Raw genomic sequence first — 20,493 nt, 5'->3', positions numbered from 1 at the left:
AGTATTCCAATTTTTATCTATAAATAATTGTACACCAGTATGTAATATCAATTTATTCAAACTGACACTATAAGTTCTTGGTCAATTTCTTCACAAAGGAATATTCCGCCAAAAATTCCTTTAAAATCACCTTTATGGCGGTATATCCGGGTACGGCAACCACCATCCCGACCACTCCAAAAAGTAGTCCAGCGATAATGATCACCAAGAAAATTTCAAGGGGATGTGACTTTACGCTGGTCGAAAAAATAAAGGGTTGTGAAAAGAAATTATCCACCAATTGACCAATGGTCAAACCGATTAAAACATACATGGCTTTGGGCAGGATAACGGTGCTAAAATCCGCTCCCAAAAAACTGGTCATGGTGAGGGTCACCATGATCACTCCGCCAATGATCGGACCAATGTATGGGATAATGTTGAACAGGGCGCAGAGGAAGGCAATCACAATTGCATTTTCCACCCCAACAATCAACAGTGCAATGGTGTAAATCACAAAGAGGATAAAAAGCTGAAGAAGGATGCCCGCAAAATATCTTGAGAGCAATCCGTTGATTTTATCAATGGATTTTACGAGGTTACTTTCCTTGTCATCGGGAACGAAAGTAAGGATGCCATTTTGGAACAGTTTGCTGTCCTTTAAAAAGAAAAAGGAGATGAAAAGAACGGAGAACAAACCTATGCTGAAATTACTCAGTACGTTCATAAATGAATTCAGAAAATTGGGAATGAACCCCAAGTCAAGACCTTTTAGAAAACTTTCCTCTAAATGGGTTTCTTCCACCAAACGCTCCACGTTTCCGGAAGAGGCTCCAAAATATTCCAAAATCTGAAAATACAGTTTGTTGATGTCACCTTTCAACGCTTCAATATCCAACAGGGAAAGGTTTTTGCTCTGTTCCGATATCAAGGGCACAAAAAGTGCCAAGATGCCCATAAAAATACCAAGCATAAAAATCATGGTGGCTATTACGGCGAGTGTATTGGGGAACTTTAGCTTTCTTCGTAAAAAGAGAACAACAGGTCTTCCTAAAAGTGCAATTACGGAGGCAATGGCCAAATAGGTAATTACGGATTGAATTTTGTACAGAAAGTAGCCCAAAAGAACCACACCCACAATAATGGCAACGGCCCTTAGAATTCCATTGGCAATGGTCTTTGAGGTCATAGATTAGCTTTTAAAGGCATATTCAACAATATTTGAACCCATTTGCAGTGCCTTCAACCGTACCTCTTCGGGGTCGTTGTGCACAGACGGGTCTTCCCAGCCATCCCCTAGATCACATTCAAAGGTAAAGAGCAAGAGTAGCCTGCCCTTGTCAAAAATACCGAGCGCTTGAGGCCTTTTTCCATCGTGCTCGTGTATTTTGGGAAGTCCGTTGGGGAACTTGAATTTTTGATCAAAAATGGGGTGGTCCGAGCCCAGTTCTTCCAATTGTTTATCAGGAAATACCTTGAGAAGTTCCCTTCTCAGGTAGGGTTCCATTCCATAATTGTCATCAATATGTAAAAAACCACCGGAAAGGAGGTAGGTCCTCAGATTTTGGGCCTCTTCGTCTGTGAAAAAGACGTTGCCATGCCCGGTCATATGTAGAAAGGGATATTTAAAGAGGGTAACGCTTCCTGTTTCTACCGTTTCTGGTTCCGGATTGATTTTGGTGCCGATGGCATTGTTGCAAAACGCAATGAGGTTGGGCAATGCCGTAGGGTTGGAATACCAGTCCCCACCTCCTCCATACTTGAGGATGGCAATCTCTTGGGCGCCCACTGTGCCCATCATAAAAAAAGTTAAAATGCAACCTAGTCTGGTAAGTTGTCCCATGGATTTGCGATTAACCAACTACTCAAAAGTACGGTATTCATGATTAAAAAAGCCATAATTGCCTCATTTGCCTTTTTTGCGATGTCCTTGATGGCGCTCTACACGGCACGGACCAAGGAGGTTTCAAGTTTCATACCGGCAATGGAGACCCAAGAAGCGCCTGTGGTGGTCTTGGAGCTCTTTACTTCCCAAGGGTGTTCCAGTTGTCCACCGGCCGATATTCTTTTGGATAAGGTGAAAAGGGAATTTCCCAATGAGGTTTTTGCGCTGTCCTATCATGTGGATTATTGGGATTATATTGGATGGAAGGATCCTTTTGCCCAACCGGGCCATAGCCTTAAGCAGCGTGAATACAATAAAAAGTTGGGTTACGATGGCAACTATACCCCGGAGATGGTGCTCAATGGGAGTCTTCATTTTGTAGGATCCAACAAGGTCAAACTCCATGAAGAAATCAATTCCCATCTGAAAGAGAAGGCCCAAAACGGTGTTCAGCTACGAAATGTTGTTGCTGGTATCAATGCCGTTTCGTTTGAATATGCCGCTACGGGGGATTTGGGCCATAAACTGTTGCGGGCCATTTTGGTGATCGATGAACGAACCACCGAAGTGAAACGAGGAGAGAATAAGAATAGGACCTTGCAGAACAGCAATATTGTGGTGCAGGAAGCTTATTTGGATTTGGAGGCTTCGGCGGGAAAAGCTAGTATAGAGATTCCCCAATTGGTTTTGGAATCTGACAGTCTAACCCTTGTCTTGTTGGTCGAAACCGAACATCTGGACATCACGGCTGCAGCCAAGGCCCAAGTAAAGCGCTAACTGTTAATGATGGCCACGGTGGTACAGGCCACAATGGCTGCGGTTTCAGTACGTAATCGGGTATTGCCCAAAGAAATGGGGATGAACCCCTTTTTGCGGGCCATGTCAATTTCTTCTTTGGAAAAATCTCCTTCGGGACCGATAAGGATCGTAAGGTCCATATCGGAAATGACCTTTCGTTTAAGCTCCATCTTTTCGCCATCATCACAATGCGCAATGAACTTGAGGCCAGTTTGTTCCTGTTCCAAAAAGTCCCTGAGAGGTATCGCAGGATTCAGTTTGGGCAATACGGTCTGTAAGGATTGCTTCATGGCCGATTGCAGTACGCGTTCCATCCGGTCGTGCTTCACCACTTTTCGTTCGGAATGATCGCAAATGATCGGGGTAATCTCATCCACACCTATTTCGGTGGCTTTTTCCAGAAACCATTCATACCGATCGTTCATTTTGGTGGGGGCCACAACCATGTGTAGCGCATACCTTTTGGGGATGGTCTTGTGTTTTGACACAATCGTTGCCCTACATCGCTTTGGGTCGGAAACAATGATTTCCGCTTCGTATCGGTATCCCTTTCCATTGGTGATATGAACAATATCCCCTTCTTTTTTCCGAAGGACTTTGGCAATGTGTTTGCTTTCTTCGGGAGGAAAGGTGAATTGGGTAACGCTGTTGTCCAACAAAGGGTTGTAGAAAAGTTGCATAGGCTATAGTTTGTTTTTGGCGTGTTCCAGACCCAGTTCTATCCATTGGTGCAATTGTTCCTCAGTGACAAAGCCTTTTTGGGAGACAAAGACAAATTCTTTCATGGGTTTCCCGGTAAAATCCATGGGTCGTACACATTCCTGCTGCAAGATACGGTCCATTTTTTCTGCGATCACACGGACCATCAATTCGTCTTTTACCACACCCACGGTCATTTTGCCTTTATATAGAAAAGCAATGCCCCCGAACATTTTCTTTTCGGTAAACTCTTCTGGGAAGAGACCCAATAGATATTGGACCCTACGGGCTATTTCTTCATTGTAGGCCATGTGCCGGTGTTCTACTAGGCTCAAATATCCGAAAAATCCGTAAATCCAGGGAGGGTTTAGGTCCCAATCGCATACCGGGCTTTGGCGGCAACACTTTGGTCGGTAAAATCCCCTTCTAGAAATTTTAGGTACCCCACAATCCCTATCATAGCGGCATTGTCCGTACAATAGGCAAACTTGGGGATATAGGTTTTCCATCCCAGTTTTTCCTCGGCTTCCTTGAGTCGGGCACGTATGCCGGAGTTGGCGGCCACACCGCCTCCAATGGCAATCTCTTGGATTCCGGTTTGCTCCACGGCCAAGGTCAGTTTATCCATCAAGATCTCCAAAATGGTATGCTGTACCGATGCGCAGATATCGTTAATGTTTTCCGAAACAAAATCAGGGTTCTTTTGGGTTTCCCGTTGGAGGAAATACAGGATACTGGTCTTTAAGCCACTAAAACTGAAATTGAGCCCATCCACTTTGGGTTTTGGAAATTCAAAAGCATGTGGATTCCCTTCCCGGGCATATTTATCTACCAATGGGCCACCGGGATAGGGTAGTCCCATAAGCTTGGCGCTTTTGTCAAAAGCCTCGCCCACGGCATCATCCAGGGTCTCTCCAAGGACTTCCATATCAAAATGGTCACAAACTTTTACAATCTGTGTATGTCCCCCGCTAATGGTCATGCCCAAAAATGGAAACTTCGGAGGGGTATTGTCACCATCTTCAATAAAGTGGGCCAAAATATGGGCTTCCATATGATTTACTTCGATTAAAGGAATGTCGAGCCCCAAAGCCAAAGACTTGGCAAAGGAGGTGCCCACGAGCAGCGAACCCATAAGTCCGGGGCCACGCGTAAATGCTATGGCAGATAGTTGTTTTTTATCGATATTTGCCTTGGCCAAGGCCTGATGAACCACTGGTACAATGTTTTGCTGATGGGCCCGTGAAGCCAACTCTGGGACAACACCACCATATTGCTTGTGTATTTCTTGTGTGGCCACCACATTGCTCAGTACCTTTGTATGGCACAAAACGGCGGCAGAGGTGTCGTCACAAGAAGATTCAATGGCCAGAATATATTTTTTTGGATTTGTCACTGGTTTTGGAACAAAAATTGGTCATCAAAGGTAAAACATAAAGCCCTATCAAAAAACTTCGTAAAATACTAATACGATTCTTTTTGGCCCTAGTACTGCTTATGGTATTGGGGTCTTTGGTGTTGTCCATGCCGGTGGTGCAGACCAAAATTGCGAAGTACGCCACCAATTCCATCAATACGGAGTTCGGGACCAACATACAGATCGATCGTGTTAGCCTTTCACTTTTTACACTCAATGCAGGTATCAAGGGAATTTATATCGAGGATTATCAGAAAGATACCCTGGCTTATATCCATAAGCTGAGCACTTCTATATTGAACATTAGGAACATGGCCAATGGAACGTTGGAGTTTGGCGACATGGAAGTGGACGGTATCCTTTTTAACCTGAAGACCTATGAAGGGGAGCGGGACACCAATCTGGACGTATTCGTTGCCAAGTTGGATGACGGAAAGCCACGTCCGCCCGGAACACCTCCCTTTTTTATGTCCACCGATGAAATCCAGATCAACAGTGGTAGGTTCCGGTTGATCGATGAAAACTTGGAGGCGCAAGAGGTCCTGAATTTTTCGGAGTTGAAGATATTGGCCAAGGACTTCCAGATCTTGGGGCCGGAAGTGACCTTGCAGATTGAAGACCTTTCCACCTTGGCCAAGCGGGGCATTCGACTTAAGAAATTGACCACAAATTTTAAGTATACCAAAGAACAGATGCGGTTTGATTCCCTTCTCGTTGACACCGAGGAATCCGAGATCAAAGGGAACTTGGTCTTTAATTATAATCGGGAAGATTTTGCAGAGTTTTTGGACAAGGTGAACATCGAGGCACAATTTGATGAATCCAGTGTGGCCTTGAACGAAGTGAATGCATTTTACAATGAGTTTGGAAAGGACAGGATAGTGACTTTTTCCGGACAGATGGGAGGAGTGCTCAATCAACTGGAAGTGGATGATCTTTATGTGCATATGGAAAATACCGGGATCCATGGCGATTTTGTATTCTCCAATATTTTTTCTGATGAGGCCCCCTTTGTCATGCGGGCCGATTTGGACAACCTTACCTCCAGCTACTATCAATTGAGGGCCATTTTGCCGAATATTTTGGGGGAAAACATTCCTGAAACTGTGCAAAAGCTAGGGCAATTTACGGTTAGAGGCGATGCAGAAGTGACGGAGACGTCCTTAGATGTAAAAATCAACCTCAATACAGCGGTGGGTAGCAGCTATATGGATGTGCAAATGACCAATCTCCAAGCAAAAAATGATGCTTCCTACATTGGATTTATATCCCTTATTGATTTTGACTTAGGAGATTTTATCGAAGATGATGAATTGGGGCTGACCTCCTTGGATTTCAATGTGGAAGGAAAAGGATTTGCCGCTGAAAATTTGAATACTGAGGTTATTGGTGATGTTTATAAACTGCAGTTCAATAATTACGAATACAATAATATTAAGGTTTCAGGAATCTTAAAGGATCAGTTGTTTGATGGCTCCCTGCTTTGCAATGATGAAAATTTCCGATTCGATTTTAAAGGTTTGGCGGACTTTGGCGGTACCGAGAACAAATTCAACTTTATTGCTGCCGTGGATTACGCCGATCTTAAGGAACTCAATTTTATTGATGATAGCATTTCCATATTCAAGGGTCATATAAATATGGATATTGAAGGAAGGACTTTGGATGATATGGTGGGTCAGATGCGTTTTTCCAACACCACCTATCAAAATATAAACACGACCTATTATTTTGAGGATTTTGCTGTTTTTTCCTCATTTGATCGGGATACGGTCCGTACCATTGAGATCAATTCGCCGGATATCATCACAGGGTATGTCAAGGGAAAATTCAAAGTCAATGAAGTGGGAAAATTGGTGCAGAACTCCGTGGGAAGCATTTATACCAATTATAAGCCCTTTGAAATTTCGGAGGGACAACATGTGGACTTCAACTTTAAGATTTACAATAAAATTGTGGACGTTTTCTTTCCAGAAGTGGTCTTTGGTCCCAATACCTTTATGAGGGGTAGTATTATATCGGATGAAGGGGATTTTAAAATGACGTTTAAATCACCAAGTATAGAAGCTTTTGACAATACATTTGAAAATGTAGAACTGAAAATCGACAATAAGAACCCTCTTTTTAACACCTTCGTTTCGGTGGAAGATATGTCCACGGTCTATTATGACATTAAAGATTTCAGTCTTATCAATACCACATTGAAGGACACGCTTTTCTTTAGAACGGAGTTCAAGGGGGGAAGCGAATACAACGATAGCTACAACCTCAATTTCTATCATACCTTCAACGAGAACAACCGATCGGTCATTGGCCTTAAAAAATCGGATATCAGCTTTAAGGGGAACACCTGGGTGCTGAACAAAGATGGGAACAGTAAAAACAAGGTTATCATCAACAAGACCTTGGATAGCATAATCATTGAGGATGTGGTGATGGACAATAACAACAAGGAGCAGATCAGGCTCCGAGGCGAGTTGGCCGATTCCACCTACAAAGATCTGGACCTACAGTTTAAGATTGTGTCCCTCAGCAAGATTACCCCTGCCATAGACAGCCTTAAGATGAACGGATCTGTGGATGGTTTTCTCAACATCCTTCAAAAAGATGGGAAGTATCTCCCCACATCCAGTCTAAATGTGAAAGACTTTAGCGTGAATGGCATGCGTTTGGGAGATTTGGAAGTAGGTATTTTTGGGAACAACAATCTTACCCAATTTGGGGTGAGTACTTGGCTCGTTGACAATGGCAAGGAGAAGATGAGTATCAACGGGAAGGTGACCAATATCAACAACAAACAACAGGTGGACCTTGCGGCCAATTTCACCGATTTTAGTTTGGAACCCTTCAGCCCATTGGGCGATGGGGTTATTTCCAACATACGGGGCAGTGTCATAGGAAGTGCCAAGATTACCGGAGATTTATACAACCCGTCCATTAATGGAACCTTAAGTCTCAACAATGCAGGAATCGGTATTCCCTACCTCAATGTGGATTATAATTTTGCGCCCTATTCCCGTGTCCGCCTTTTTGACCAAACCTTTTATTTTGAGAATGTAGGGCTGTCCGATGTGGCGGAAGGTACCAAGGCCACTCTGGACGGAACCATAAGCCATACCGGGTTTTCCGACTGGTACCTTGGGTTGGATGTGGACACCAAGAACAATAGGTTCATGATTCTTAATACGGATTATGATGAAGAATCCCTTTACTATGGAAAAGGCTTTATCAACGGTACAGGAAGTATTTATGGGCCAACCGACGCCTTGACCATTGCTGTGGATGCGACCACGGCGAGGGGCACTTCCCTAAAAATTCCGTTGAGTGATGTTACCAGTATTGGGGACTATTCGTTTATCAATTTCATTGAAAAGGGAGAATCCAATTCCTTTGAACAAGAACGGGTGTTACAAGAGTATCAAGGTCTGGAAATGGCCTTTGACCTCGCGGTGACCCCAGAGGCCGAAGTAGAGATCGTTGTGGATCAGAGTACAGGAAGTTCCCTTAAGGGAACCGGGGAAGGAATTCTGTTGATAGAGATCAATACCAATGGAAAATTCAATATGTATGGGGAGTTTGTTGCCGTGACGGGAGAGTACAATTTTAAATATGGTGGGGTGATTGATAAAAAATTCAAGGTGCGCCCGGGTGGCACCATTCTTTGGGAACGGGATCCCCTGGCCGCCCAGTTGAACCTCGAAGCCGTGTATGCCCTGAATGCCAATCCAGCCCCATTGTTGGACAATTCCGGTTTTGCGGGAAGGATTCCCACAGAGGTAATCGTTCGTTTGGATGGGGAGTTGGAAAGCCCCAATATCAATTTCGATATTGACTTCCCCGGAACCAGTTCCGTGGTACAGTCCGAGCTCCAATACCGATTGCAGGATCCCACCGTAAAGGAGCGAAATGCCTTTTTTCTTTTGGCACAGGGAACATTTGTGGATTCTCAGTCGGGAATCAACCAACAGGCTGTTACCGGAAACCTTATACAAACTGCCTCAGGGCTCTTGAACCAAATCTTGGGGGGTGACAATGACAAGTTCAATCTGGGAGTATCCTACGAACAAGGTCTTTTGGATCCCAATGCCAGTACACGGACCGAGAATAGGATAGGGGTCACGGTTTCCACACAGATATCGGATAGGATTTTGGTCAACGGAAGGGTAGGAGTGCCCGTGGGAGGAGTTTCCGAAACTGTAGTGGCCGGCGACGTGGAAGTACAGGTACTATTGAATGAGCAAGGGACCCTAAGCGCAAAGATCTTTAACCGGGAGAACCAAATCCAACGATTTTTGGCCGAACGGCAGGGGTATACCCAAGGGGTTGGTCTGTCCTACCAAGTGGATTTCAATAGTTTTAAGGAACTCATGCAGAAGGTCTTCAAAAAGAAAGAAAAGGCACAGGAGCCCCCAAGGCAAAAAGAGGCAACGGAAGTCATGGGACAGGATAGTCTGATCCGGTTTATGCCCAAGAAAGATTCTCCCGCCAAAACAGGGCAATAGGCTTGTTATTTTTCACGCTTTTTGAGGAATTCTTTACGAAAACGTTTGAAAAAATCAATGAAGGTAAATAAATTATTAAGCCATTCATATTTTGGATAAAGTTTCCTAGTTTTGACCCTTTAAAATTTTGAATGGCTTCAGAAATAAAGAAAATAGGAGTTTTTACCTCTGGAGGAGACTCCCCGGGAATGAATGCAGCGATTCGTTCTGTAGTCCGAACTTGTGCTTACTTAAAAATTGAATGTATTGGTATCTATCGTGGATACCAAGGTATGATAGAGGGTGATTTCAAGACCCTTGATGCACGGAGTGTAAACAATATCATCAATAAAGGCGGTACCATCCTTAAATCTGCCCGTTGTGAGGAATTCAGGACAAAGCAAGGAAGACAAAAAGCATACGACCAATTGGTCAAGGAAGGCATAGATGCCTTTGTGGTGATTGGTGGGAATGGTAGCTTTAACGGTGCCATGCTCTTCAACCAAGAGTTTGGTTTTCCAGTTATGGGTATTCCGGGCACCATTGACAATGATATTTTGGGATCTTCCTATACCATTGGTTTTGATACCGCGATCAATACAGTGGTGGAAGCAGTGGATAAGATCAGGGATACCGCCAGTTCCCATAACCGTTTGTTCTTTGTGGAGGTCATGGGAAGGGATGTAGGCCATATTGCCTTGAACGCGGGTGTGGGTGCTGGTGCCGAAGAAATTTTGATTCCCGAATTGAACTTGGGTCTCGAACGTTTGGTAGAGTCCTTGAAACGAAGTAAAAAATCAGGCAAGTCTTCCAGTATCGTAATTGTTGCCGAAGGCGATAAGATTGGGAAGAATGTCTTCGAATTGAAAGAGTATGTGGAGGAACATTTGCCCATCTACGATGTAAGGGTATCCGTTCTGGGGCACATGCAACGTGGTGGGAACCCAACCTGTTTTGACCGGGTTTTGGCCAGTAGAATGGGTGTGAAGGCCGTGGAGAGCCTATTGGAGGGCAAATCCAACTTCATGGTGGGGATAAAGGATACCAAATTGGTGCTTACCCCGATTGCAGAGGCCATAAAGGCACATACGGAAATAGACCAAGAACTCATTAGAGTTTCTGATATAATGACAACATAATTTAAAACCAAAAAGGAGAGAAAATGTCAAAATTGAAAATAGGAATCAACGGATTCGGTAGAATTGGAAGGTTGGTGTTTCGTGCAACCGTAAAAAGGGACAATGTGGACGTAGTGGCCATTAACGATTTGCTGGATGTAGAGCACTTGGCCTATTTGTTGGAGTATGACTCTGTGCATGGAAGATTCGATGGAACCATCGAAATTAAGGATGGAAATCTTATTGTAGATGGAAAAACCATCAGGATCACCGCAGAACGTGACCCTAAAAACTTGAAATGGGATGAGGTTGGTGCCGATGTTGTTGCCGAATGTACCGGTATCTTCACTACTTTGGAAACTGCTCAATACCATATTGATGGTGGCGCCAAGAAAGTAGTTATCTCTGCTCCGTCCAAGGATGCCCCAATGTTTGTTATGGGTGTAAACCACCAAGATGTCAAGGCATCTGACACCATTATTTCCAACGCATCCTGTACCACCAACTGTTTGGCACCAATCGCAAAAGTTCTTAACGATGCCTTCGGTATCGAGGAGGCTTTGATGACCACGGTACACGCCACAACTGCAACCCAGTTGACGGTTGATGGTCCATCCAGAAAAGATTACAGAGGTGGTAGAAGTGCCCTTTTGAACATTATTCCAGCGGCTACAGGTGCTGCAAAAGCGGTGACCAAGGTAATTCCATCTTTGGAAGGTAAACTTACCGGTATGGCCTTTAGGGTACCAACTGCCGATGTTTCAGTAGTGGATTTGACCGTTAAATTGGAAAAAGAGACATCATACGAAGGAATCAAAGCTGCCATGAAAGCTGCTTCAGAAGGTGAATTGGCCGGAATTTTGGGTTATACCGAAGAATTGGTAGTGTCCCAAGATTTTGTAGGTGATGTTAGAACTTCCATCTTTGATGCCGATGCGGGAATTGAGCTGAACTCCAAATTTTTCAAGGTGGTATCTTGGTACGACAACGAAACCGGATATTCAAACAAGTTGGTAGATTTGGCCGAGCACGCTGCGAGCCTTTAATAATAGTATCTTGCATATAAATCCAGAAGAGGGTGTAAAGCCCTCTTTTGGATTCAACCAAAAACTTTGACGCATATGATTTTGATTGTGGATAGTGGAGCCACTAAATCCGATTGGATTGCATTGGATGACAAGGGGAAGCAATTGTTCCTTACCCAAACCCTTGGGTTAAGTCCAGAGGTGCTCACACGTGAGGTGATTGAGGACAGGTTGGCCAATAATTTTGAGCTTTCCAAGAACAGAGAAATCGTTAGTCAATTGTATTTCTACGGTGCCGGTTGTGGCACGGATAGAATGAAGAATTTCCTAAAGGTAATTTTCAAGGATTTTTTCCCCAATGCCAAGGCAGAGGTTCGGGAAGACACCTATGCGGCCATATATGCCACGACCAAGATTGGACGTCAAGGAATTGTCTGCATATTGGGCACAGGATCCAATTGCAGCTATTATGATGGTCATCAATTGATGCAAAAGGTAACCTCGTTGGGCTATATCCTAATGGATGATGGCAGCGGTAACTTCTTTGGAAGAAAGTTGTTGCGTGATTATTACTTCCATAAGATGCCGCAGGATTTGGGAATCAAATTTGCCAAGGAGTATAATCTGGAGGCAGATGTCATCAAAGAAAACTTATACAAACAGCCCAATCCCAATACGTATTTGGCCACGTTTGCCCGTTTCATCATCGAAAACAAGGAACATCCATATTGCAAAGGGGTCATAGAAAAAGGATTGCAACAGTTTGTGAACAACTACATTATGCAGTTTGAACTGGCCACCAAGGTACCTATCAACTTTGTGGGCAGTATAGCGCACTTTCTGCAGGACGAACTAAAAGCTTGTTTGGAAAGGAACGATCTTATTCTTGGGGTAATCCGCAGAAGACCTATAGAAGGTCTGGTAGAGTTTCACCAAGAAACTATTTGACCGCGATCATAGAAATTTCAACATTCACAAATTTTGGAAGATTGGCTACTTCCACGGTTTCCCTGGCTGGGGCCGTATCTGCATTGAAATAAGTACCATATACCTCGTTTATTTCCGAAAATTGGTGCATATCCTTGATGAAAATGGAGGTTTTTACCACATGATCAAAGGTTAGGCCGGCTTCTTCCAGAATGGCCTTGAGGTTTTCCATGGACTGCTTCGTCTCCTTTTTAATATCACCTTCCACCAATTTGCCCGTAGTGGGATCTATTGGAATTTGTCCGGAAATGTATAGGGTGTCCTTAATCAATACGGCTTGATTGTAGGGACCAATAGGGGCAGGTGCCTTTGGAGTGTTTATGATTTTCTTCATGGAAGTTTATGCTTTTGTTTAGAGACTTGAAGATATTCAAAAATTATCTTCTACCGCTAAAAGGCTGGCTTCTATTTTCCCACTTCAAGTCACTCAGGATCGAACTCTTTATACCAATAAAGAAATACCATCGCTCATAACGGCCAAAGGGCGTCCAGTCAAAACTGAGCCTAAAACTGTTCAAATCCCTGTTAAAATTGAACCTTGTATCGGCAAATCCCTTGTTTTTAAGATCATATCCAGAGTTAAAGCCCACTTCCCATTTAGGGGAAAGTTGAACATTTCCAGAAAACATCAAAGAGTGGTTGGTGATTTGTTTTTCCCGATTTCGGTTGCTGTATGTGGCCACATAAGTGAGCCGTACGTCCCATGGAATCTGGGTGTTGTATGTTGGGTTGTCCACTTCACCATCGGAAGAATCATCTTTGTTCCCAAAGTGTGATTCGCCATTCCTGGTGCCCTTTAACTCAAATGGATTTGCCCCATAGTCCGGTTCTTCCTGTTTCTCTTTGTCCTCCTTGTTTTTTGCTCCTTTCTTAAACATGTCACTGTCCAAGGTAAAGCCTGTATTCAATCGTGCGGATGTCAGTCGAGCCAATCCTCCTCCATTTTTGATGTTAAGGGTATTGATTCTTCTACCATTGTTATCTATGGCATACGGGTCAAAAGAGGCCGAAAAGTTAATGGGCACCTTCTTGATGATCTCTGTGGAACCTGAAAGATTGATAGGGCTTAATTTTAAGGAATCCGCCTCAAAATTATAACTGGTGGAAAGGGTAAGATTACTTAGGATACTGATTTTTTTCGGTTCTGTGGCCGTGGAGTCCTTGTCCCTCACCTTGGCTTCCAAGGTGTTCTGCAATGAAAAATTCAGGGAGCTTCCCTTGCTCAGCGAAGGCCTTCCGTAAACACTGGTCTCAAAGGGAGTGTACTGCACCTCATCGCCATCACCATCAGTATAGGTATCATAAAATTGTTCAAAGGACGGGGTGTAACTGTATCCAATGGAGGGTCGCATAACATGGCGTATGGCCTGAATCTTTTTGTCCTCACCAAAATTAAAGGTACCATAGATCACGGTACCTATACTGGCACCCAGGTTGTAGCGGTTAAAGCGGTCAAACCCAGCCACGGTGTCGGTAACAACCGCTTGTTCCTCCTCTACATATCTGCGACGTATGGTCTCCAAGGTCCATACATCCTCATAACCTCCGTTTAAACTGACACTCAGGTATTTGGCCACCTTAAAGTTGGTGCCAATGGGAATACGGTGTCTGGCCCCGACCCGGGCACCTTCGAACATTTTGCTGGTAAAAAAATCCTCCTCATTGGTGGTGATGCTGTTCTGGGCGTTCACATCATATTGAAAGTTGATGTTCTGCAAGATTCCCTTTTTTATTCCATCGCGTTTCGCAAATGGGAAAATACGTTCCATACTGGCCTGAAAGGTTGGTAGGGACATATTGATGGTCCTTTCCTCTGTACGGGTATTTTGGGTATGTGTCAACGTAAGACTGGCATTCACGGAAGGGTATTCCGGAAAGGTTTTGGAATAACTAATGGAAGATGCAAAGGTGTTCGTCTGCGAATTGTTCCTATTTATTTGATTGAGCGAGTTGGTGTAATATTGGCTACTTCCTAAGTTCACGGATGCCGAGAACCTCGAATAAGGACTGGCCTTTGGGTCTTGGGTGTGCGATATACGGATGTTGTAGTTGCTCGTTCTACTATAATCATCAAAGCCTTTTTGACTTTGGATCAAGTTTTCGAAGTTAAAATTGACATTACCCCGGAACTTATAGCGCTTGGAATATTCTGATTGTCCCCGGAACCCATAACTGCCGTTGGTGTAGAAGTCCCCTGTAACGCTAAGGTCAACATACTCACTGATGGGTAAATAATATCCCCCATTCTGAAGGAAATACCCTCTTTGGGGGTCGTTTCCAAAAGTGGGGAACAAAAGCCCTGCCACCCGACCTGTCGTTAGTGGAAAATAGGCAAAAGGCAATGCTACCGGGGTGGGAACATCCACTATATACATGTTACTGAACCCAGCAATGATTTTTTTCTTGGGCACAAACTTGGCCTTTCGTACCCGTATGTAATAATCGGGATCAACCGTATCCTTTGAGGTGGTGAGTTTGGCCTCACTTAAAAAGTAAACCGAGTCGTTCTCTTTTTTGGTGACTTGGGCATATACTTTCATGGCATCACTGCCCAATTGGCCCAAACCGGCCTGTTGTTCCGTTCGGGAATTCCAGATAAGGGCCTTCTGGGTATCAAAATTAAAACGAATGGAGTCCGGGCGGACTTCATTGCTCCCTTGTTTAAAATAGGGAATTTGTGAGTAGGTGCCCGTGGAGTCCTTCATCCGGCCCGCATACACCTCATTTTTCACATAATCCATTATAATGACACCTGCTTTGAGCTCGGTATCTTGATAATAGATTTCAGCCTCGTCATACAGATAAATTTTGTTATCTTTCTGACTGAGTTTTACATATTCCTTGGCTTTATATTTAATTTTATCCAATAACAAAGGTTGTTTTTGGGATGCGGAATCCACCTCAACGGAATCCACCTCATTGGGGCCTTTTAGGAAATCTGAAGTAAGGATGGGAGCCGTTATACTATCCTTGATGGCTTTGATGGGCAAAGGGGTAATGAGGTCTTCCTGAGCCACCGAGGATATTGTGCCACAAAGAAGAACAAATAGGAAAACTAAAAGATGTTTGTTTGATTGCAACGTGATAAATCCTATTTTTGTGCTGGTTTGGCTCAGTTTTTGGGCTCAAACTTACATATATTTTTTGTTCTGATTATGGCTGATTACGATATTTTTAACCATTACAGGACACTATAATTACTCGGTTCTTATGAATAAAAGCAGGTCAACATTTTTGGTTTTTCTCCTTACACTCCTCACACTGACATCTTTTACCAAAAATAATACCGAAGTACCTCCCAAGGATAAATTCATTGTGGTTTTGGATGCCGGTCATGGCGGACATGATCCAGGGAACCTTGGAAATGGGTATCTGGAAAAGGATATATCATTGAATATTGTGCTGAAGGCTGGAGAAGAACTGAGCAAGGACCCCAACATAAAAGTCATATACACCAGAAAGGACGATACATTTGTTGACCTCTTCAAAAGAGGGGAAATTGCCAATCAGGCCAATGCCGATCTGTTCGTTTCGGTCCATTGTAATTCCCATAGTTCGGACGCCAGTGGAGTGGAAACCTTTGTTTTGGGAATTCACAAGAACAAGCAAAATTTTGAAGTGGCCAAAAAGGAAAACTCCGTAATCTATTTGGAAGATGATTATGCACAGCGCTATGCCGAGTATGACATCAATTCCCCTGAATCTGTGATTGGCCTTACCATTATGCAGGAAGAGTTTTTGGACCAAAGCATCATGTTGGGAAAAAGACTTCAGGACAATTTCACCAAAAAATTGAAAAGGAAGGACAGAAAAGTAAAACAGGCAGGGTTCATTGTGCTGCACCAAACCTTTATGCCCAGTGTTTTGGTGGAAGCGGGTTTTTTGACCAATAAAGGGGAAGGCAGTTACCTGAACTCCTCAAAAGGACAAGGTGAGATGGGCAAGGCCATTGCCAATGCTGTTTTGGCCTACAAGGCAGATATCAGTGGGGCACCTGGACCACGGGAAACAAGTCTCGAAATTGAAGATAGCGAAGTTGCCGTGAACCTCCCTGAAGAAACCAAACCCATACAGGAGGAAAAGAAGGAAGAGCCCAAGCCTCAGTCCACATCCCCGGTGGAAATCAAAAAAGAAACGGTGACCCCAACCACCACCAATAAATCGGATGTGGTATTTAAAATCCAACTTTTGGCCAGTGCCAAGAATATTCCGCTCAATGGTCAAAATTTTAATGGTTTGGACCAATTGTCACGGGAGCCGTTTAAAAATCTATATCGATACATGTATGGCAATGCAAGTACTTTGGAAGAGGCAAAACGCCTAAAATCCAATGCCGATGCTAAGGGGTATACCACTTCATACATTGTGGCCTATAAAAACGGAAAACGCGTACCCATATCACAGGCGGTAAATTAGGTGTGTAAAAACAATGACAGTCTTGTTAAAATTATTCCTAATTTTGTTTAGAACCATAAACCGAATCTTTTGAAACTATCCAGGGAAATCAAAACTGGGATTATAGTACTCGTTGGGATTTTGGCCTTCATCTTTGGGCTGAGTTATCTTAAATCCGCCTCCCTTTTTGAAAACAATAAAACATTCTACGCAGTTTATGACAATGTTGGTGGACTGCAACCCGGTACCCAAGTGTCCATCAATGGATTCACCGTGGGTAACGTGAACAATATTAAGTTCAAGGACAGCTCGGGAAAGCTGGTGGTTACCTTTACCGTGAGCAATGAATTTGATTTTTCCGGGAACAGTGTGGCTGAACTTTATGATACCGGTATCATTGGCGGAAAGGGAATCCAGATAAATCCCGTTTTTGATAATGCCCCTCTGGCAAAATCAGGAGATACACTTACTTCAAACATAAAACCTGGAATCACGGAACTGGTACAGCAAAAACTCACCCCTTTGCAGATGAAGGTGGAAGGAGCGGTTTCCAATGCCGATTCACTGCTGATGAACGTAAACCAGATTTTGGACGATCCCACCAAAAAAGAACTCAAACAGACCATAGTGGCCCTTCACGAAATGGTAAATGCCTTTAAGGGAAGCGCAGATAAGCTCAATGGGTTGTTAGCAAACAACAAGGAAGAATTGGATAATTCCTTGAAGAATGTGGACAAAATCACTACCAATTTTTCAAAACTGTCCGATTCATTGGCCAATGCAGGTCTGGCCCAGACGGTCTCCAATTTTCAGGTTACGGTGAACCGATTGAACTCGGTGCTCGAAAAAATCGAGAAAGGCGAAGGGTCTTTGGGAAAGCTTACGCAGGATGAGCAACTGTATAAAAACCTAACGGATGCCTCAAAGGAATTGGACCTTCTACTACAAGACTTCAGGCTTAACCCTAAACGATATGTAAATGTATCCGTGTTCGGGAAAAAGCAGAAAGAATATGCCCTTCCCGAAAATGACCCTGCCCAACAACAGGAAAACTAGCCTATGGAATACCTGCCCAACATTCTTTTTCTTATTGCCCTTATTGCGGGAATAGGTTTTTTTACAAGAAATGTGAAAAAGCTGTCCAGAAACATCAAATTGGGGAAAGATGTTGATGTAAGCGATAACAAGTCGCAGCGTTGGCAAAACATGATGCGTATTGCATTGGGGCAGACCAAAATGGTGGTTCGTCCCGTGGCCGGTCTAATGCACATTATTGTGTATGTAGGATTTATTATCATCAATATTGAAGTATTGGAGATTATCCTCGATGGGATTCTAGGGACCCACAGGCTGTTTTCATCTTTGGGAGGCCTTTACGATTTCCTCATAGGTTCTTTTGAGGTGTTGGCCCTATTGGTAATTGTGGCCGTCGTGGTTTTTTGGATCCGCAGGAACATTATCCGATTGAAACGGTTCATCAAACCCGAAATGAACGGATGGCCCAAGAAAGATGGGAACATGATCCTGTACATCGAGTTTGTTTTGATGTTGCTGTTTTTGACCATGAATGCCGCCGATTTTCAACTACAACAATTGGGAGCGGAACACTATACCAAAGCAGGCGCTTTTCCAATAAGCCAATTTATAGTACCGCTATTGGACGGATTGCCCGTATCCACATTGATGGTTATTGAACGCACAGCATGGTGGTTGCACATTTTGGGAATATTGGCCTTTTTGAACTATCTCTATTATTCCAAACACCTGCACATTCTTTTGGCATTCCCGAACACCTATTACGGAAGGGTAAAGCCCCAAGGGGAGTTCAATAACTTGGAATCGGTGACCAATGAGGTCAAATTGATGATGGACCCATCGGCAGACCCATTTGCCGCACCTGCGGAAGGGGATGCTGCAGTACCTGAAAAGTTTGGGGCATCGGACGTCATGGATTTAAGTTGGGTGCAATTGCTCAATGCATACACCTGTACGGAGTGTGGCAGATGTACTTCCGAGTGTCCGGCCAATCAGACCGGAAAAAAACTGTCCCCAAGGAAGATCATGATGGACACCCGCGACCGTTTGGAGGAAGTGGGCAAGGTCATGGATACCAACAAGGGAGAGTTTATCCCAGATGGTAAGCAGCTTTTGGGAGACTATATCAGCCATGAAGAGATATGGGCGTGTACTACGTGTAATGCTTGTGTGCAGGCTTGCCCCGTGAGCATAGACCCCTTGTCCATTATTGTGGAAATGCGAAGGTATCTGGTAATGGAACAATCTGCGGCGCCAACGGAGCTGAACAATATGATGTCCAATATAGAAAACAACGGGGCGCCTTGGCCATACAACCAAATGGACCGTTTAAATTGGGTGAACGAATAATTTTAGGACTATGAGCGAGCAATTGACAGTGAAGACCATGCAGCAATTCATGGCCGAAGGAAAACAGCCGGAAATATTGTTCTGGGTGGGCTCAGCTGGTAGTTATGATGATCGTGCCAAAAAAATAAGCCGGGCCTTTGTAAAGTTGTTGAATAAAGCCAAGGTGGATTTTGCCGTCTTGGGACCTGAGGAAAGTTCTACCGGGGATGTAGCCAAAAGGGCGGGAAATGAGTTTTTGTTCCAAATGCAGGCCATGATGAACATTGAAGTGCTGAACGGCTACGAAATAAAACGAATTGTAACCTGTGACCCGCATTCCTTCAATACCCTTAAGAATGAATATCCAGGCCTTGGTGGAAAATACGATGTAGTGCACCACACCCAATTCCTAAAGGAATTGTTGGATTCTGGACGTTTGACCATTGAAGGCAACACCTACAAGGGAAAACGCATTACTTTCCATGACCCTTGTTATTTAGGTCGTGCCAATTCGGTTTTTGAAGCCCCAAGGGAAGTACTATCCAAAACAAATGCCGATTTGGTGGAAATGAAGCGGCACAAGAGTAGGGCATTATGCTGTGGAGCAGGAGGGGCGCAAATGTTCAAAGAACCGGAAAAGGGAGATATGGACATTAATGTCTTACGAACGAAAGATGCTTTGGAGACCCAACCCAATATTATCGCAACAGGATGTCCCTATTGCAACACCATGATGACGGATGGCATCAAAGCCCATGAAAAAGAAGATAGCGTTTCGGTTTTGGATGTGGCCGAACTTTTAGCAAACTCCATTTAGTATGTTGACAGATTTTAAAGACCTTCCAGGTCACTCAAGAATATGGATTTATCAATCCAATAGAAGTTTTACGGATGCTGAACTCGAGGAAATTGAAGAAAGCTTATCGGCATTTTTAAAGGAATGGACCGCACATGGCAGTGAACTACATGCTGGTTTTGAGATTCGGTATAAAAGATTCATCATCATCGGGTTGGACCAATCCAACACAGGAGCTTCGGGATGTTCCATTGACACATCGGTGCACTTTATCCAAAGTTTGGAACAGAAATACAATGTGATTTTACTGGATAGAATGAACGTCTCCTTCAAACAGGGAGAATTCATCGCGTACAAGCCATTACAGGATTTCAAACGAATGGCCAAGGAAAAGGCGATATCCAAAAATACCATCGTCTTTAACAATTTGGTGGCCAGTAAATTGGAATACTTGGAGAATTGGGAAGTCCCTGCCAGCGATAGTTGGCATGCCCGTTTTGTGTAGCAATACTCTTAAATTATCTTAATTTCCGTGCATTCTTCGATGAA

General features: G+C 43.8%; 17 protein-coding genes. 10 read left to right on the top strand and 7 right to left on the bottom strand.

Annotated features, from left to right (window positions below):
• Positions 1-67 precede the first annotated feature (67 nt).
• Together DN53_RS11900 and DN53_RS11895 are read right to left on the bottom strand one after the other, a co-directional pair.
• Complete coding sequence (locus DN53_RS11900) at positions 68-1,168, bottom strand: AI-2E family transporter (protein ID WP_129654499.1); 1,101 nt, start codon at positions 1,166-1,168, stop codon at positions 68-70.
• A 3-nt stretch (positions 1,169-1,171) separates the two neighbouring features.
• Entirely contained in the window at positions 1,172-1,822 is a 651-nt protein-coding gene (locus DN53_RS11895; protein ID WP_129654498.1) for a DUF4159 domain-containing protein, read from the bottom strand.
• A 39-nt stretch (positions 1,823-1,861) separates the two neighbouring features.
• Here DN53_RS11895 and DN53_RS11890 point away from each other — a divergent pair, with 39 nt between their 5' ends.
• Entirely contained in the window at positions 1,862-2,641 is a 780-nt protein-coding gene (locus DN53_RS11890; RefSeq protein WP_129654497.1) for a DUF1223 domain-containing protein, read from the top strand.
• On the opposite strand, the gene DN53_RS11885 is transcribed toward DN53_RS11890, so the two are convergent.
• From DN53_RS11885 to tsaD, 3 genes are read right to left on the bottom strand one after another with little or no spacing between them, the layout of a single operon-like run.
• Positions 2,638-3,342 (bottom strand): 16S rRNA (uracil(1498)-N(3))-methyltransferase, encoded by a 705-nt coding sequence (locus DN53_RS11885; protein WP_129654496.1) that lies wholly within the window; start codon positions 3,340-3,342, stop codon positions 2,638-2,640. The two genes, DN53_RS11890 and DN53_RS11885, sit on opposite strands and share 4 nt — an antisense overlap.
• A gap of 3 nt (positions 3,343-3,345) precedes the next feature.
• Complete coding sequence (locus DN53_RS11880; protein ID WP_129654495.1) at positions 3,346-3,672, bottom strand: TfoX/Sxy family protein; 327 nt, start codon at positions 3,670-3,672, stop codon at positions 3,346-3,348.
• Between the two features lie 56 nt (positions 3,673-3,728).
• The gene (gene tsaD / locus DN53_RS11875) at positions 3,729-4,757 is read right to left on the bottom strand and encodes a tRNA (adenosine(37)-N6)-threonylcarbamoyltransferase complex transferase subunit TsaD (RefSeq protein ID WP_129654494.1); all 1,029 of its coding nucleotides are present in this window, start codon (positions 4,755-4,757) and stop codon (positions 3,729-3,731) included.
• A gap of 128 nt (positions 4,758-4,885) precedes the next feature.
• Between tsaD and DN53_RS11870 the strand changes: the two genes are divergently transcribed.
• The 4 genes from DN53_RS11870 (at position 4,886) to DN53_RS11855 (ending at position 12,350) form a co-directional block, all read left to right on the top strand.
• Entirely contained in the window at positions 4,886-9,280 is a 4,395-nt protein-coding gene (locus DN53_RS11870; RefSeq protein ID WP_165357411.1) for a translocation/assembly module TamB domain-containing protein, read from the top strand.
• Between the two features lie 131 nt (positions 9,281-9,411).
• Positions 9,412-10,398: a 6-phosphofructokinase gene (gene pfkA / locus DN53_RS11865; RefSeq protein WP_129654492.1), complete on the top strand. Its 987-nt coding sequence runs from the start codon at positions 9,412-9,414 to the stop codon at positions 10,396-10,398.
• Positions 10,399-10,421: 23 nt separating this feature from the next.
• Positions 10,422-11,423 (top strand): type I glyceraldehyde-3-phosphate dehydrogenase, encoded by a 1,002-nt coding sequence (gene gap, locus DN53_RS11860; RefSeq protein WP_129654491.1) that lies wholly within the window; start codon positions 10,422-10,424, stop codon positions 11,421-11,423.
• 75 nt (positions 11,424-11,498) lie between these two features.
• On the top strand, positions 11,499-12,350 hold the full coding sequence (locus tag DN53_RS11855) for an N-acetylglucosamine kinase (protein ID WP_129654490.1): 852 nt from the start codon (positions 11,499-11,501) through the stop codon (positions 12,348-12,350).
• Here DN53_RS11855 and DN53_RS11850 read toward each other — a convergent pair.
• On the bottom strand, positions 12,343-12,723 hold the full coding sequence (locus DN53_RS11850; protein WP_129654489.1) for a RidA family protein: 381 nt from the start codon (positions 12,721-12,723) through the stop codon (positions 12,343-12,345). The genes DN53_RS11855 and DN53_RS11850 overlap by 8 nt on opposite strands.
• A 43-nt stretch (positions 12,724-12,766) precedes the next feature.
• On the bottom strand, positions 12,767-15,469 hold the full coding sequence (locus tag DN53_RS11845) for a putative LPS assembly protein LptD (RefSeq protein ID WP_129654488.1): 2,703 nt from the start codon (positions 15,467-15,469) through the stop codon (positions 12,767-12,769).
• Between the two features lie 130 nt (positions 15,470-15,599).
• On the opposite strand from DN53_RS11845, the gene DN53_RS11840 reads away from it, so the two are divergent.
• From DN53_RS11840 to DN53_RS11820, 5 genes are all read left to right on the top strand, one after another.
• Positions 15,600-16,805: an N-acetylmuramoyl-L-alanine amidase gene (locus DN53_RS11840; protein WP_129654487.1), complete on the top strand. Its 1,206-nt coding sequence runs from the start codon at positions 15,600-15,602 to the stop codon at positions 16,803-16,805.
• A 69-nt stretch (positions 16,806-16,874) separates the two neighbouring features.
• Positions 16,875-17,840 carry an MlaD family protein gene (locus DN53_RS11835; RefSeq protein WP_129654486.1) on the top strand — a complete coding sequence of 322 codons (966 nt, stop codon included), beginning with the start codon at positions 16,875-16,877 and terminating at the stop codon, positions 17,838-17,840.
• Positions 17,841-17,843: 3 nt separating this feature from the next.
• Complete coding sequence (locus tag DN53_RS11830; RefSeq protein ID WP_129654485.1) at positions 17,844-19,169, top strand: 4Fe-4S dicluster domain-containing protein; 1,326 nt, start codon at positions 17,844-17,846, stop codon at positions 19,167-19,169.
• 10 nt (positions 19,170-19,179) lie between these two features.
• A complete protein-coding gene (locus tag DN53_RS11825; protein WP_129654484.1) occupies positions 19,180-19,965 on the top strand; it encodes a (Fe-S)-binding protein in 786 nt (261 codons plus the stop codon).
• 1 nt (position 19,966) lies between these two features.
• On the top strand, positions 19,967-20,449 hold the full coding sequence (locus DN53_RS11820) for an ABC transporter ATPase (protein ID WP_129654483.1): 483 nt from the start codon (positions 19,967-19,969) through the stop codon (positions 20,447-20,449).
• Positions 20,450-20,493 lie beyond the last annotated feature (44 nt).

The organism is Flagellimonas olearia (genome assembly GCF_004150225.1).
GTDB classification, from domain to species: Bacteria; Bacteroidota; Bacteroidia; order Flavobacteriales; family Flavobacteriaceae; genus Flagellimonas; species Flagellimonas olearia.
The sequence above is the reverse complement of the archived record's forward strand: the minus strand, read 5'-3'. Positions and strand labels throughout refer to the sequence as shown.

Coding starts and splice junctions, on each gene's coding strand:
- DN53_RS11900 (WP_129654499.1), bottom strand. CDS start 1,168: ATGACCTCAAAGACCATTGCCAATGGAATTCTAAGGGCCGTTGCCATT.
- DN53_RS11895 (WP_129654498.1), bottom strand. CDS start 1,822: ATGGGACAACTTACCAGACTAGGTTGCATTTTAACTTTTTTTATGATG.
- DN53_RS11890 (WP_129654497.1), top strand. CDS start 1,862: ATGATTAAAAAAGCCATAATTGCCTCATTTGCCTTTTTTGCGATGTCC.
- DN53_RS11885 (WP_129654496.1), bottom strand. CDS start 3,342: ATGCAACTTTTCTACAACCCTTTGTTGGACAACAGCGTTACCCAATTC.
- DN53_RS11880 (WP_129654495.1), bottom strand. CDS start 3,672: ATGGCCTACAATGAAGAAATAGCCCGTAGGGTCCAATATCTATTGGGT.
- DN53_RS11870 (WP_165357411.1), top strand. CDS start 4,886: ATGCCGGTGGTGCAGACCAAAATTGCGAAGTACGCCACCAATTCCATC.
- pfkA (WP_129654492.1), top strand. CDS start 9,412: ATGGCTTCAGAAATAAAGAAAATAGGAGTTTTTACCTCTGGAGGAGAC.
- gap (WP_129654491.1), top strand. CDS start 10,422: ATGTCAAAATTGAAAATAGGAATCAACGGATTCGGTAGAATTGGAAGG.
- DN53_RS11855 (WP_129654490.1), top strand. CDS start 11,499: ATGATTTTGATTGTGGATAGTGGAGCCACTAAATCCGATTGGATTGCA.
- DN53_RS11850 (WP_129654489.1), bottom strand. CDS start 12,723: ATGAAGAAAATCATAAACACTCCAAAGGCACCTGCCCCTATTGGTCCC.
- DN53_RS11840 (WP_129654487.1), top strand. CDS start 15,600: ATGAATAAAAGCAGGTCAACATTTTTGGTTTTTCTCCTTACACTCCTC.
- DN53_RS11830 (WP_129654485.1), top strand. CDS start 17,844: ATGGAATACCTGCCCAACATTCTTTTTCTTATTGCCCTTATTGCGGGA.
- DN53_RS11825 (WP_129654484.1), top strand. CDS start 19,180: ATGAGCGAGCAATTGACAGTGAAGACCATGCAGCAATTCATGGCCGAA.
- DN53_RS11820 (WP_129654483.1), top strand. CDS start 19,967: ATGTTGACAGATTTTAAAGACCTTCCAGGTCACTCAAGAATATGGATT.